The 14,576-nt window shown below is 57.2% G+C and carries 12 protein-coding genes; 6 read left to right on the plus strand and 6 right to left on the minus strand.

Features of this window, described 5'->3' with window-relative positions; genetic code table 11:
- The first annotated feature begins 40 nt into the window (after window positions 1-40).
- A complete protein-coding gene (locus tag ACQG03_RS07745) occupies window positions 41-1,699 on the plus strand; it encodes an ATP-dependent endonuclease (protein WP_426726111.1) in 1,659 nt (552 codons plus the stop codon).
- Here ACQG03_RS07745 and ACQG03_RS07750 read toward each other — a convergent pair.
- Entirely contained in the window at window positions 1,696-2,652 is a 957-nt protein-coding gene (locus tag ACQG03_RS07750) for a VirK/YbjX family protein (RefSeq protein ID WP_063163395.1), read from the minus strand. The two genes, ACQG03_RS07745 and ACQG03_RS07750, sit on opposite strands and share 4 nt — an antisense overlap.
- Before the next feature lie 159 nt (window positions 2,653-2,811).
- On the opposite strand from ACQG03_RS07750, the gene macA reads away from it, so the two are divergent.
- Window positions 2,812-3,927 carry a macrolide transporter subunit MacA gene (gene macA / locus ACQG03_RS07755; RefSeq protein ID WP_022647609.1) on the plus strand — a complete coding sequence of 372 codons (1,116 nt, stop codon included), beginning with the start codon at window positions 2,812-2,814 and terminating at the stop codon, window positions 3,925-3,927.
- Window positions 3,924-5,864 (plus strand): macrolide ABC transporter ATP-binding protein/permease MacB, encoded by a 1,941-nt coding sequence (gene macB, locus ACQG03_RS07760; protein ID WP_063163394.1) that lies wholly within the window; start codon window positions 3,924-3,926, stop codon window positions 5,862-5,864. The genes macA and macB overlap by 4 nt, the downstream gene beginning before the upstream one ends.
- Before the next feature lie 70 nt (window positions 5,865-5,934).
- Here macB and cspD read toward each other — a convergent pair whose 3' ends face one another.
- The gene (gene cspD, locus ACQG03_RS07765) at window positions 5,935-6,156 is read right to left on the minus strand and encodes a cold shock-like protein CspD (RefSeq protein WP_006174390.1); all 222 of its coding nucleotides are present in this window, start codon (window positions 6,154-6,156) and stop codon (window positions 5,935-5,937) included.
- A gap of 267 nt (window positions 6,157-6,423) precedes the next feature.
- Here cspD and clpS point away from each other — a divergent pair, with 267 nt between their 5' ends.
- From clpS to ACQG03_RS07780, 3 genes are all read left to right on the plus strand, one after another.
- The gene (clpS, locus tag ACQG03_RS07770; protein ID WP_006174393.1) at window positions 6,424-6,744 is read left to right on the plus strand and encodes an ATP-dependent Clp protease adapter ClpS; all 321 of its coding nucleotides are present in this window, start codon (window positions 6,424-6,426) and stop codon (window positions 6,742-6,744) included.
- A 27-nt stretch (window positions 6,745-6,771) separates the two neighbouring features.
- Window positions 6,772-9,051 carry an ATP-dependent Clp protease ATP-binding subunit ClpA gene (clpA, locus tag ACQG03_RS07775; RefSeq protein ID WP_022647611.1) on the plus strand — a complete coding sequence of 760 codons (2,280 nt, stop codon included), beginning with the start codon at window positions 6,772-6,774 and terminating at the stop codon, window positions 9,049-9,051.
- A gap of 252 nt (window positions 9,052-9,303) precedes the next feature.
- Complete coding sequence (locus ACQG03_RS07780; RefSeq protein ID WP_023299712.1) at window positions 9,304-9,753, plus strand: hypothetical protein; 450 nt, start codon at window positions 9,304-9,306, stop codon at window positions 9,751-9,753.
- 71 nt (window positions 9,754-9,824) lie between these two features.
- Here ACQG03_RS07780 and infA read toward each other — a convergent pair whose 3' ends face one another.
- The 4 genes from infA to cydD form a co-directional block, all read right to left on the minus strand.
- Complete coding sequence (gene infA / locus ACQG03_RS07785; protein ID WP_002211347.1) at window positions 9,825-10,043, minus strand: translation initiation factor IF-1; 219 nt, start codon at window positions 10,041-10,043, stop codon at window positions 9,825-9,827.
- Between the two features lie 284 nt (window positions 10,044-10,327).
- Window positions 10,328-11,032 carry a leucyl/phenylalanyl-tRNA--protein transferase gene (gene aat / locus ACQG03_RS07790; RefSeq protein ID WP_022647613.1) on the minus strand — a complete coding sequence of 235 codons (705 nt, stop codon included), beginning with the start codon at window positions 11,030-11,032 and terminating at the stop codon, window positions 10,328-10,330.
- Between the two features lie 45 nt (window positions 11,033-11,077).
- Window positions 11,078-12,799, minus strand: coding sequence for a heme ABC transporter ATP-binding protein/permease CydC (cydC, locus tag ACQG03_RS07795; protein WP_063163393.1), 1,722 nt, complete (start codon window positions 12,797-12,799; stop codon window positions 11,078-11,080).
- The gene (cydD, locus tag ACQG03_RS07800; RefSeq protein WP_058676867.1) at window positions 12,799-14,565 is read right to left on the minus strand and encodes a heme ABC transporter permease/ATP-binding protein CydD; all 1,767 of its coding nucleotides are present in this window, start codon (window positions 14,563-14,565) and stop codon (window positions 12,799-12,801) included. The genes cydC and cydD overlap by 1 nt, the downstream gene beginning before the upstream one ends.
- Window positions 14,566-14,576: the final 11 nt, after the last annotated feature.

Consider the following 14,576-nt stretch of genomic DNA (forward strand, 5'->3'; position numbering starts at 1 on the left):
GATAACTTGAAGGAAAAAGTGGCCGAAATGCGGGGGATGTATGCTACTCGAACGTGTGGAGATTGTCGGGTTTCGCGGGATTAACCGCCTGTCGCTGCAACTGGAACAGAACAACGTCCTGATAGGCGAAAACGCCTGGGGTAAATCCAGCCTGCTGGATGCCCTGACGCTGCTGCTTTCGCCCGAAGAGAACTTGTACCACTTCGTCCATGATGACTTCTGGTTTCCGCCGGGGGATGTCAACGGGCGCGAGAAACACCTGCATATCATTCTGACCTTCCGCGAATCCGAGCCCGGTCGCCATCGCGTGCGTCGTTTTCGCCCTATGTCGCCCTGCTGGGTGCCCTGTGAAGATGGGTTCCAGCGTATTTTCTATCGCCTTGAGGGCGAAATGGCGCAAAACGACGGGGTATTAACCCTGCGTGAATTCCTTGATGAGAAGGGGAATCCGATCCCGCTCGATAATATTGACGAGCTTGCCCGCCATCTTATCCGCCTCTCCCCCGTGTTGCGCTTACGAGACGCGCGCTTTATGCGGCGGATCCGTAACGGCACCGTACCGAATATGCCCGAGGTGGAGGTGACCGCCCGCGAGCTGGATTTCCTCGCCCGTGAACTGGTCTCGCGGCCGCAGAACCTCACCGACGGCCAGATCCGTCAGGGACTGTCTGCCATGGTCCAACTGCTGGAGCACTACTTCTCCGAGCAGGGAACGGGGCAGGCGCGCCACCGCCTGATGCGCCGCCGCTCGCACGACGAGCAACGAAGCTGGCGCTATCTCGATATTATCAACCGCATGATCGACCGCCTCAGCGGGCGCACGCATCGGGTGATCCTGCTGGGATTATTCTCCACGCTGTTACAGGCGAAAGGGACGGTGCGCCTGGATCGGGACGCGCGCCCGCTGCTGCTGGTAGAAGATCCGGAAACGCGGCTGCACCCGATTATGCTTTCCGTGGCGTGGCATCTTCTTAATCTGCTGCCGTTGCAGCGTGTCACCACCACGAATTCCGGCGAGCTGCTCTCCCTGACGCCGGTGGAGTATGTCTGCCGCCTGGTGCGTGAATCCTCGCGGGTCACCGCCTACCGGCTCGGGCCCGGCGGGTTAAATGCCGAAGATGGCCGACGCATTGCGTTTCATATCCGTTTTAACCGTGCCTCTTCCCTGTTTGCCCGCTGCTGGTTGCTGGTGGAAGGGGAAACCGAAACCTGGGTGATAAACGAGCTGGCTCGCCAGTGCGGACACCACTTTGATGCCGAAGGCATCAAAGTGATCGAATTTGCTCAGTCTGGCTTAAAGCCGCTGATCAAATTTGCGCGCCGGATGGGGATAGAGTGGCACGTGCTGGTGGATGGCGATGAGGCGGGTAAAAAATATGCGGCGACCGTGCGCAGCCTGCTCAATAACGATCGTGAAGAGGAGCGGGAACATCTGACCACGCTGCCCGCGATGGACATGGAGCACTTTATGTACCGCCAGGGATTTGACGACGTCTTTCACCGCGTGGCGATGATCCCGGTGGATGTGCCCATGAATATGCGTCGGGTGATCGCCAAAGCTATCCATCGGTCGTCAAAACCGGATTTGGCCATTGAAGTCGCGACGGAAGCGGGCAGGCGGGGCGTAGAGTCGGTGCCCACGCTGCTGCGTAAAATGTTCTCCCGCGTCCTCTGGCTGGCACGCGGGAGAGCCGATTAACGGGCAGTCGCCTGCGATACCTGTTGGAGCAGGCTATCAAGCAGGATATAGCGGCGGCGGTACTCGGACCGTTTTTTACTCGCAATCTCTTCCATCGGTTTGCGTGGCATGGTCAGTGGCAGGGCAAAGTTGCCGTTCTCCTGCTGCTGTCCGCCAAGGGAGCGCCAGAAGCTGTCATAGTCAGCCAGCAATTTTCCCTCTTTTTTCTTGCGATAGCGCCAGCTGCGGTAGATGTGGGTGGCGTTACTCACCGCGAGGATCTGCTCGACGGGGAAGGCGCCTGCCAGCGTCATGACCGCTTCAACCAGCAGACGTTTTGGGAACAGTCCGTGACAGGCTTTGGTCGCCAGCTGAATGTGCTCGTGCTGGACATGCGCTTTCGCCCCCTGCATTCCGCCGATGAAGAGCGTTGACTTGCCCTGGTATTTGCACAGCGTAAAGGTCAGCTCGGCCAGCACCGTGTTCTGGTGGTCGCAAAAAGTGAGGGTCGCTTCCCCTTCTTTGTCCAGAAACGCATCCGCGCTCAGGCGAACGCTAAACTGCTGCTCCTCTTTGCCCGTTAACGTCACCAGCGTGATGCCCTGGCTGGAAAGGTAGCCGTTCAGCAGTGACGCCGGAAGATGGCGGCTCATCATCTGATAGTGATTGTCCAATGCGTCCAGCGTATTCTGACGGCCCATATTGACGGTCAGCCACGGTCGGTGCAGGCGGCACGGCAGGCCGGGCTGCACGCGCAGGATCTGCATCAGACGGGGCTGTTTTGCAAGGTTTCCGAGCAGGCGCGCAGTGGTGAACGGCGTTGCCAGCGAGCGCAGCATAAACTTACGTCGATAGGCCGGATTTTGCCACGCCAGCCCCGGCGTGAGGGAACCCGATGCCAGGCTTTTAAACAGTTGCCAGCCCGATTTAGGCTGGGACAGCGTTGAATAAGGTGTATCGACGATGGAAGACATGTTAGATCCTGCTTCTGGTGGAATTTCGCTATTTCAGCAGGCGCTTTATCAACATCGGGTAAACAATTCCCGACGATAACGGGGATCGGGGGTTTCGTTGAGGAGTGGTTTAGATAAAATCAACGGTGATGATAGCCAGAACAATTATTTGGAATATTTATGAACCTGAAGGGAAAACGCAGAAAGCTGTTTCTGCTGCTGGCGGTAGTGGTGTTAGCAGGCGGATTCTGGTTATGGAAGGTACTGAACGCGCCGGTACCCCAGTATCAAACGCTGATTGTTCGTCCGGGCGAGCTGCAACAAAACGTGCTGGCGACGGGGAAGCTGGATGCCCTGCGTAAGGTTGACGTGGGCGCGCAGGTCAGCGGTCAGCTTAAAACCCTGTCGGTTGAGATTGGCGATAAGGTTAAAAAAGGCCAGTTGCTGGGCGTGATCGATCCTGAGCAGGCGCAAAACCAGATCCGCGAGGTGGAAGCGACGCTGATGGAGTTGCGCGCGCAGCGCGCTCAGGCTCAGGCGGAGCGTAATCTCGCTCAGGTCACCCTGTCGCGCCAGCAGGCGCTGGCGAAAACGCAGGCCATCTCGAAACAGGATCTGGACACAGCCGCCACGGAGCTGGCGGTGAAGCAGGCGCAGATTGGCACCATCGATGCGCAAATCAAGCGGAATCAGGCCTCGCTGGATACGGCGAAAACCAACCTCGATTACACGCAAATCGTTGCGCCAATGGCCGGGGAAGTGACGCAGATAACCACCCTGCAAGGCCAGACGGTCATCGCCGCGCAGCAGGCGCCGAACATCCTGACCCTGGCGGATATGAGCACCATGCTGGTGAAAGCCCAGGTATCTGAAGCGGACGTCATTCACCTTAAGCCGGGGCAGAAAGCCTGGTTTACGGTGCTGGGCGATCCGCAAACCCGCTATGAAGGGGTGCTGAAAGATATCCTGCCGACGCCGGAGAAGGTCAACGACGCCATCTTCTACTATGCGCGTTTTGAGGTGCCAAACCCGCAGGGCGTGCTGCGTCTGGACATGACCGCTCAGGTGCATATCCAGTTGACCGGCGTGAAAAACGTGCTGACGGTTCCGCTCTCCGCGCTGGGCGAATCCGCCGGGGACAATCGCTACAAGGTGAAAGTGCTGCGCAACGGTGAAACCCGCGAGCGGGAAGTGGTGATTGGCGCACGTAACGACACCGACGTGGTGGTGGTAAAAGGGCTGGAAGAGGGTGAGGAAGTGGTCACCAGCGAAAGCCTGCCTGGAGCCGCGCAATGACGGCGCTGCTTGAGCTGAATGACATTCGTCGCAGCTATCCGTCCGGCGACGGGCCGGTGGAGGTGCTGAAAGGCATCTCCCTGCGCGTTGAAGCCGGTGAAATGGTGGCGATTGTCGGGGCATCGGGCTCGGGTAAATCAACGCTGATGAACATTCTCGGCTGTCTGGATAAGCCTACCAGCGGCACCTATCGCGTGGTCGGGACGGATGTTTCCACCCTGGACGGCGACGCGCTGGCGAAGCTGCGTCGCGAGCATTTTGGCTTTATCTTCCAGCGTTACCATCTGCTTTCACACCTGAGCGCGGCGCAGAATGTGGAAGTGCCGGCGGTGTATGCGGGCGTCGAGCGCAAAAAACGCCTCGAACGCGCGAAGGCGCTGTTAACGCGTCTTGGGCTGGCGGAGCGTGTTGATTATCAGCCTTCGCAGCTTTCCGGCGGTCAGCAGCAACGCGTGAGTATTGCCCGCGCGCTGATGAACGGTGGGCAGGTGATCCTCGCCGATGAGCCAACCGGTGCGCTCGACAGCCATTCCGGTGAAGAGGTGATGGCGATCCTGCATCAGCTTCGCGATCAGGGGCATACGGTGATTATCGTCACCCACGATCCGCAGGTGGCAGCGCAGGCGGAACGCATTATCGAGATCCACGACGGCGAGCTGGTCAGCAACCCGCCGCCACGTCAGTCCAGAGCGGCGGCGCCGAAAGAGCCGCTGCCGGCCGCAACTGGCTGGGGCCAGTTTTCCAGCGGTTTCCGCGAGGCGCTGACCATGGCCTGGCTGGCGATGGCGGCCAACAAAATGCGCACTCTGCTGACCATGCTTGGCATCATTATTGGTATTGCCTCAGTGGTGTCGATTGTGGTGGTGGGCGATGCGGCGAAACAGCTGGTGCTGGCAGATATTCGCGCCATCGGGACTAACACCATCGACGTTTACCCCGGCAAAGATTTTGGCGACGACGAGCCGCAGTATCAGCAGGCGCTGAAGTATGACGATCTGGCGGCTATTCAGAAGCAGCCGTGGGTGAACTCCGCCACGCCTGCCGTCTCGCAAAACCTGCGTCTGCGCTACGGCAACATCGACGTGGCGGCCAGCGCTAACGGCGTCAGCGGAGATTACTTCAACGTCTACGGCATGACCTTCAGCGAAGGGGCGACCTTCAACGCTGAACAGCTGGCGGGCAGGGCGCAGGTGGTGGTGTTAGACGCTAACTCCCGCAGGCAGCTGTTCCCGAATAAGACCAATGTGGTGGGGGAAGTGATCCTCGTAGGCAACATGCCAGCGACGGTGATCGGCGTGGCGGAAGAGAAGCAGTCGATGTTCGGCAGCAGTAAAATCCTGCGCGTCTGGCTGCCGTACACCACCATTTCCGGGCGCATCATGGGGCAGTCATGGCTTAACTCTATTACCGTTCGAGTGAAGGAGGGCTACGACAGCGGGCTGGCGGAACAGCAGCTGGAGCGGCTGTTAACCCTGCGCCACGGGAAAAAGGATTTCTTCACCTGGAATATGGATGGCCTCTTGAAAACGGCGGAAAAGACCACACGTACTCTTCAGCTGTTCCTGACGCTGGTGGCGGTGATTTCGCTGGTCGTCGGCGGGATAGGGGTGATGAACATTATGCTGGTGTCGGTGACCGAACGTACGCGGGAGATCGGCATCCGCATGGCGGTCGGAGCCAGAGCCAGCGACGTGCTGCAGCAATTTTTGATTGAAGCCGTGCTGGTGTGTCTGGTGGGCGGTGCGATGGGGATTGCGCTCTCGATGATGATCGCCTTTGCGCTCCAGCTCTTCTTACCGGGCTGGGAGATTGGCTTCTCGCCGATGGCGATCCTGACGGCGTTTTTATGTTCCACCTTCACCGGTATTCTGTTCGGCTGGCTACCGGCGCGAAACGCGGCGCGGCTGGATCCGGTGGATGCGCTGGCGCGCGAATAACCCGAAAATAAAAATGCCAGCCGATCGGGCTGGCATTTTGCCTGCAGGGTGTACACAATGAATCAGAGAGCTATGCAACCGCTTCTGCTTCAACGGGGACGATCAGACTGGCATGATTGCCTTTTGGCCCCTGGTGTACATCGAACCGGACGGACTGCCCGGCTTTGAGCGTCCTGTAACCATCCATCTGAATGGTGGAATAGTGAGCGAAGATATCCTCGCCGCCGCCTTCGGGGCAAATGAAGCCAAACCCCTTGGCGTTGTTGAACCACTTAACAGTACCCATTTCCATGCTTCGACATCCTTCGTAAATCTTATAAATTAAGATGGAATGAACCGGTGGTGGAGTGGGGGCTGTTCAAAACCTCGCCAACTCACGCTTGTACAATTTAGAGAAACGGAAGAAGCCGTCAAGCGTTTGGCGCTGGAGTTGGGACAATAATCAACCAAAATTTGAGGCAGTTAACGCTATTGCAACAGTTTGTGACAGACATCGCGGATGACAGTAATAGATGATTGTTATCTAACATCTGAGGTAGATTCAAAGTGGTTATGCATAATGGGTAAGACCAACGATTGGCTGGATTTTGACCAGCTGGCGGAAGATAAAGTGCGCGACGCGCTAAAACCGCCATCTATGTATAAAGTTATGTTAATGAACGATGATTACACGCCGATGGAATTTGTTATTGACGTGCTACAAAAGTTCTTTTCTTATGATGTTGAACGTGCAACGCAACTGATGCTTACCGTTCATTATCGTGGCAAAGCGATCTGCGGCATCTTTACTGCCGAAGTTGCGGAAACCAAAGTAGCGATGGTGAACGACTATGCAAGGGAGAATGAGCATCCGTTGCTGTGTACGCTGGAAAAGGCCTGATAAGGCATAAAATTGGGGGAGGTGCCTATGCTCAATCAAGAACTGGAACTCAGTTTAAACATGGCTTTCGCCAGAGCGCGTGAGCACCGACATGAGTTTATGACCGTCGAGCATTTGCTGCTCGCACTGCTTAGCAACCCATCTGCCCGCGAAGCGCTGGAAGCCTGCTCCGTGGATCTGGTGGCGCTACGTCAGGAACTCGAAGCCTTCATCGAACAAACCACACCGGTGCTGCCAGCCAGTGAAGAAGAGCGCGACACACAGCCGACGCTCAGCTTCCAGCGCGTGCTGCAGCGCGCGGTTTTCCACGTCCAGTCTTCCGGACGTAGCGAAGTGACGGGCGCCAATGTGCTGGTCGCCATCTTCAGTGAGCAGGAGTCCCAGGCGGCCTACCTGCTGCGTAAACACGAAGTCAGCCGGCTCGACGTGGTCAACTTCATCTCTCACGGAACGCGAAAAGACGAGCCTAACCAGGCATCGGATCCCAGCGGACAGATCAACAGCAATGAAGAGCAAGCAGGCGGGGAGGATCGTATGGAAAACTTCACCACCAACCTTAACCAGCTTGCTCGCGTTGGCGGTATCGACCCGCTGATTGGCCGCGACAAAGAGCTGGAGCGTGCCATCCAGGTGCTGTGCCGTCGCCGTAAGAACAACCCGCTGCTGGTGGGGGAATCTGGCGTGGGTAAAACCGCGATTGCCGAAGGTCTGGCCTGGCGCATTGTGCAGGGCGACGTGCCGGAAGTGATTGCCGACTGCACCATCTACTCGCTGGATATTGGCTCGCTGCTGGCGGGCACCAAATACCGCGGTGATTTTGAAAAACGTTTCAAAGCGCTGTTAAAACAGCTGGAGCAGGACACCAACAGCATCCTGTTTATCGATGAGATCCACACCATCATCGGCGCAGGCGCGGCTTCCGGTGGTCAGGTAGATGCCGCCAACCTGATCAAACCGCTGCTCTCCAGCGGCAAGATCCGCGTGATGGGCTCTACGACGTACCAGGAGTTCAGCAACATCTTTGAGAAGGATCGTGCGCTGGCGCGTCGTTTCCAGAAAATCGACGTTACCGAGCCGTCGGTTGACGAAACGGTGCAGATCATCAACGGTCTGAAAACCAAGTACGAAGCGCACCACGACGTGCGTTACACCGCGAAAGCGGTGCGTGCGGCGGTGGAGCTGGCGGTGAAATACATCAACGATCGTCATCTGCCGGATAAAGCGATCGACGTGATTGATGAAGCGGGTGCGCGTGCGCGCCTGATGCCAGCGAGCAAGCGTAAGAAAACCGTGAACGTAGCGGATATCGAGTCCGTGGTGGCCCGTATCGCACGTATCCCTGAGAAGAGCGTCTCTCAGAGCGACCGTGATACGCTGCGCACCCTCGGCAATCGCCTGAAAATGCTGGTCTTTGGTCAGGATAAAGCCATTGAGGCCTTAACCGAAGCGATCAAGATGGCCCGTGCTGGCCTGGGGCATGACCACAAGCCTGTCGGTTCCTTCCTGTTCGCCGGCCCGACCGGTGTGGGTAAAACCGAGGTAACGGTGCAGCTCTCCAAAGCGCTGGGCATTGAGCTGTTGCGCTTTGATATGTCCGAGTATATGGAGCGTCACACCGTCAGCCGTTTGATTGGTGCGCCTCCGGGCTACGTGGGCTTTGACCAGGGCGGCCTGCTCACCGACGCGGTGATCAAGCATCCGCACGCGGTCCTGCTGCTCGATGAAATCGAGAAAGCGCACCCGGACGTGTTCAACATCCTGTTGCAGGTGATGGACAACGGGACGCTGACCGATAACAACGGGCGCAAGGCCGATTTCCGCAACGTGGTGCTGGTGATGACCACGAACGCCGGGGTGCGTGAAACCGAGCGCAAATCCATCGGCCTGATCCATCAGGATAACAGCACCGATGCGATGGAGGAGATCAAGAAGATCTTCACGCCGGAGTTCCGTAACCGTCTGGACAACATTATCTGGTTCGATCACCTGTCTACCGAGGTGATCCATCAGGTGGTGGATAAGTTCATCGTCGAGCTGCAGGTTCAGCTGGATCAGAAAGGCGTGTCGCTGGAAGTGAGCCAGGAGGCCCGCAACTGGCTGGCCGAGAAAGGCTACGACCGTGCGATGGGTGCCCGTCCGATGGCGCGCGTGATTCAGGACAACCTGAAGAAACCGCTGGCGAACGAACTGCTGTTTGGATCGCTGGTTGACGGCGGCCAGGTGACCGTGGCGCTGGATCAGGCGAAGAACGAACTGACGTACGATTTCCAGAGTGCGGCGAAGCACAAGCCGGAAGCGGCTCACTGAGTTGAAAGGTAAAAGCAAAACGGCAACTTCGGTTGCCGTTTTTTTGTTTGCTCCCTCTCCCAGTGGGAGAGGGCTGGGGTGAGGGCATCAGGCCGCAGAGGAATTTTGCGAGGCGCTTTCCAGATTCTTTCGAAGTCAGTTGCTGGATAAATCTACAGTAATAAAATGGTGTCGCACCTGCAAAATCGGGTGCCGGGATTGGCGTCCTGAAAGTGTGTGCACAGACAATCTTGCGTGCATAAAGGATTACATATGACTAATATTAATAGCTTCGCCCAGCTCTACACCGAACTCTCCCTCAACCCCGATCTCCCAACCCTGGCCGAGCGCTGCAAGCTGCTCACCGAAATCCTTCTCGACTGCAAATCTCTCCCACAAACGCAGCCCGTTTGCCGCTGTCTCGGAGCTTATCTGGAAGAGGTAAAATCCGGCCTCACAGAATCCATGCGTGATTTTCAGGTGGTGGAATTTGAGGACGAAGCGGAAAAGCCGCGACAAAAAGAGTGGTTGCTGGAAGATACAGAAACGAAATGTGACTACTGCCGGGCGTTAAACCACGTGCTGCTGGTTTCGCATTTTGACCGCGATATGTTGCCGCACCTGACGGGACTGTTGCATGACATTACCCACGCGATAGCTGAAGATTTAATCGTACCCATGAACCCGTGCATGACAATACATCTGCCGACACAGCCACACTAAGGCCATAAATAAAAAAGGCCGGGATTGTCCCGACCTTTTAAATATTCATCTGCCATTACAGGCGAAAACAATTAGCGACTACGGAAGACAATGCGGCCTTTGCTCAGGTCGTACGGGGTCAGTTCAACAGTCACTTTGTCGCCCGTCAAAATGCGGATATAGTTTTTGCGCATTTTACCGGAGATGTGCGCAGTTACCACGTGACCGTTTTCCAGTTCTACGCGAAACATGGTATTAGGCAACGTATCAAGTACGGTACCCTGCATTTCAATATTGTCTTCTTTGGCCATCTAATCCTCTGGGGTATCACTACCAAGTTTTGAACCGGCAAGATAATGCCGAAATTCATCAATTAAGTAAAGAATTGCGCGTTTAAAACGCAGCAAAACAATTTCAGCGTATTGCCCAAGCGTCACGGTACAACCGAACGGAAAGCGCATTCGTAAAGGGGATACGACAGGATAAACGTCAGGACGTTATCTGAAGCGAGGGTCCCAAACGGCGGCGGGGCAACAGGCAGAAGCTACTCTGCGGCGTAATTATAACACCCTCATAAAAAATATGCGGAAAACATTTAGGCATTGGGCATAAAGAGCATTCTGGGAACCCAAAAATCGCGCGGAAGAGTCTCCAGTCGGCACTGTTCAAGGTGTTCGATATAGCGTCGGCGGGAAATTTCAACCGCGCCGAGCGAGGCGGTGTGCTCATTCAGCACCTGACAATCCATCAGTTGTCCGCCGCGTTGGGCAAATTCCTGGCTAAAAACCAGCAGCGCGGTTTTCGACGCATTCGTGGCGCGGGAGAACATCGACTCACCGCAGAAAAGCGTGCCCTGCGCCACCCCGTACATCCCCCCAACGAGGTCATCATCTTTCCATACTTCGATGGAGTGCGCGTAGCCCAGCTCATGAAGCTGGTGGTAGGCGATAATGATGTCGCGGGTTATCCAGGTGCCTTCATGACGATCTTCAGCGCAGCCTTCGATTACCTGCCCGAAGGCGTGATTGAGCGTGACGCGATAGGGCGAATTTGCGTGAAAACGTTTCATGCTGCGGCTCAGGTGAAACTGCCCGGGCCACAGCACGGCTCGCGGGTCCGGAGACCACCATAAAATCGGGTCGCCGGGAGAAAACCACGGGAAGATGCCGCGCTGGTAAGCCATTAAGAGACGCGCCGGGCTGAGATCGCCGCCCAAAGCCAGCAATCCGTTAGGTTCACGCAGCGCCCCCTCCGGAGAAGGGAACGCAATATTATGGCGAGAAAGCTGCACCAGGCGCATGACAACAGAACTCCAGTACGCGAGAGAGGACGCTACAAATATAGTCTACAGGCGCTGTTTAAACTGGTAGTAGCGACCCTGTTTTGCCAGCAGCTCTGCGTGATTACCTTGCTCAATTATGTGTCCGTTGTCCATCACAATTATTCGATCGAAACTCACCAGCCCGCGCAGGCGGTGAGTGACCATCAGCACGGTTTTGCCTTTCATCACCTTTGACAGTAAATCAAGAATTTGACTCTCGGTTGTCGCATCCAGACCTTCTGTCGGTTCATCCAGCAACATCAGCGGCGCATCGTGCAGCAAGGCGCGCGCGATGGCCAGACGACGCAGTTCGCCGCCGGAAAGCTGTCGGCCCCCTTCACCCAGCCAGCTGTTCAACCCGTCGTCCTCAAGCAGCTTGTGCAGCCCAACCTGTTCCAGCATCGCCCGCAGCGTATCGTCAGAGGCGTCCGGTGCCGCCAGAAGAAGATTATCGCGCAGCGTAGCGCTGAACAGGTGCACACGCTGGGGCACGACGCTGACCGTTTTACGCAAGGCCGCTTCGCTAAAATCAGACAGCGGAAGGTCGTTAAACCGAATCTCGCCCTGCTGCGGGTCCCAGGCGCGCGTGAGGAGTTGCAAAAGCGTCGATTTGCCACATCCCGTACGGCCAAGGATCGCAATGCGCTGCCCGGCATCAACAGAAAGGCTGATGTCTTCCAGCGCGTTTTGCGCCTGCTTGTCGTAGGCGAAGGTGACGTTGCTGAGCGTCAGCGCGACCTGCTCCGGCACAGCGGTTTGACCCGCGCTGAACTTCACTTCCGGCTCCTGCTCTGCAATATCCGTAATGCGCAGCGCAGAGGCAATCACCTGGCCGAGATGCTGAAAGGCGCCGGTGACCGGGGCTAAGGCTTCGAAGGCTGCCAGGGCACAGAAAACAAACAGCGCAATCAGCGGGCCAGGCTGCGGGTTACCGCCCACGCCACCGGAGGCCATCCAGAGCATGGCGATAACGGCAAACCCACCGATTAACATCATCAGCGCCTGAGAAAACGCGGTCAGTTCAGACTGGCGACGCTGGGCTTCATGCCAGTTCAGTTCCGTATTTTCCATACGGGTGCGGTAGCGCTTGCTGGCACCAAAAATGGTGAGCTCGGCCTGACCCTGCAACCAGGAGGTGAGCTGCTGGCGGTATTCCCCGCGCAGACGCGTCAGGTTTTCCCCGGTGGTTTTACCTGCACGATAAAACAGGGGCGGCAGAATAATCAGCGTCATCAGCATGATGCCGCCGAGCGTCAGTGCGATGGGAACATCCAGGAAACTCAACCCCAGCGTGACCACGACAATCACCACAAACGCGCCCACCATGGGCGAGATGACGCGCAGATAGAGGTGATCCAGCGTATCCACATCCGCAACTACGCGGTTGAGTAATTCGCCCTGCCGAAAACGTGCCAGCCCGGCAGGGGAGAGGGGCAGCAATTTGCTGAACGTATAAATACGCAGGTGTTGCAGCACGCGGAAGGTCGCGTCGTGGCTGACCAGGCGTTCGAAGTAGCGCCCGGCAGTTCGCGTAATCGCCGTGCCGCGCACCCCGGCGGCAGGCAGCATGTAGTTAAAGCTGTATAGCCCGGCAAAGCCTGCGGCCGCAGACGCGGAGAGGAACCAGCCAGAAAGCGTAAGCAGGCCGATGCTGGCGAGCAGAGTGATAATCGCCAGTACGATCCCGAGCGTCAGCATCCATTTGTGGCGTTTATACAAAGCAAGATAGGGAAGCAGGGCGCGCATCAGATATCCTCCTGACGGTTCGCCAGCAGGGTCGCAAAGGGCCCCTGCGCGGCAACAAGCGCGGCGTAATCGCCTTGCTCAACAATGTGTCCGTTTTCCATCACCCAGATCTGATCCCAGTCGGCAATACCTTCCAGCTGGTGGGTCACCATCAGGGTAGTTTGCTGGCGTGAGGCTGCGTTAAGCGCATCCATCACGCGCTGCTCGCTGTGAGCGTCCAGGCTGGCGGCGGGTTCGTCCAGCAGCATTAACGAACAGGGGTTCAGCAGCGCACGGGCAACCGCGACGCGCTGTGCCTGGCCCACTGACAGCCCGGCAGACTGATCGCCAATGAGGGTATCGACACCCTGCGCAAGCAGCGGCAAAAACTCGCTGACCCAGGCGCGGTCGAGGACCGATTGCAGCTCATCGTCACGCGCATCCGGCCTTGCCAGCAGCACATTCTCGCGCAGCGTCGGGGCAGGCAGTTGAGGGTTTTGACCCACCCAGCTTAGCTGTTTACGCCAGGCATCAGGATCGAGCTCGCGTAGCTCCGTTTTGTTGATACGCAGCGATCCGGTGTACGCCATAAAACCTGACAGCGCATTCAACAATGAGCTTTTACCTGAGCCGCTGGTACCCACCAGCACCACACGTTGCCCGGCAGGCAGGGTAAAGTTCAGCGGGCCGGCCAGCACTTTGCCTTCAGGCGACAGAACAGAAAAATCCTGTGCTTCAATGGTCACCGGATCGTTCGTATTCAGCGTCACCTCACCACGCTCCGGATGTGCCAGCGGCGTTTCCATAAAGGTTTTCAGGCTGTCGGCAGCACCCACCGCCTGCGCTTTGGCATGGTAAAAGGTGCCGAGATCGCGAAGCGGCTGGAAAAATTCCGGGGCCAGGATCAGCGCCAGGAACCCGGCGGAAAGCGTGACCGCCGTACCGTAGTGGCCAAAGTCCAGCGCGCCGAGGTAGGAGAAGCCAAAGTAAACCGCCACCAGCGCGATCGACAGGGAGGTAAAGAACTCGAGCACGCCGGAAGAAAGGAAGGCCATGCGCAACACTTCCATGGTGCGCTGACGAAAATCCTGCGACGCCAGGCGAATATTTTCGGTTTCCGCTTCACCACGACCAAAGATCCGCAGGGTTTCCATTCCGCGCAGACGGTCCAGGAAATGACCGCTCAACCGACCCAGCGCAAGGAAGTTGCGACGGTTGGCATCTGCCGCGCCCATGCCGACCATCGCCATAAACAGCGGGATGAGCGGGGCGGTTCCCATCAGGATCAGAGCCGCTACCCAGTTAACAGGGAAGATGGCGATAACAATCATCAGAGGCACAAACACTGCCAGCGCCATCTGTGGAAGATAACGCGCATAGTAATCGTGCATATCGTCGATTTGCTCAAGGATCAGCGTCGCCCAGCTACCGGCCGGTTTGCCCTGGATCCACGCAGGCCCGGCTTCCGAAAGCCGGTCGAGCACTTTGCGGCGGATCTCATAGCGGATGTGCTGGCCGGCATGGAACCCAACCCGTTCGCGCAGCCAGACCACCCACGCACGCAGGACGAAAACCAGCACCAGAACGATAAACGGCAGCAGCAGCGCTTCGCGCGGGATGCTCTCCATGATCATATGATTGAGAATGCGGGCCAGCAGCCATGCCTGGGCAACAATCAACAGACCGCTGATAAATCCCAGAACGCGGGAAATCATAAGCCAGCGGCGGGACAGAACGCTTTGCTGTTTCAGCCAGCGCGTTAACTCTTGTTGACGGGTTTTTTCCATTGCGTACTTTG

It is taken from the genome of Enterobacter cloacae complex sp. 342H5, from assembly GCF_050030905.1.
GTDB lineage: Bacteria > Pseudomonadota > Gammaproteobacteria > Enterobacterales > Enterobacteriaceae > Enterobacter > Enterobacter intestinihominis.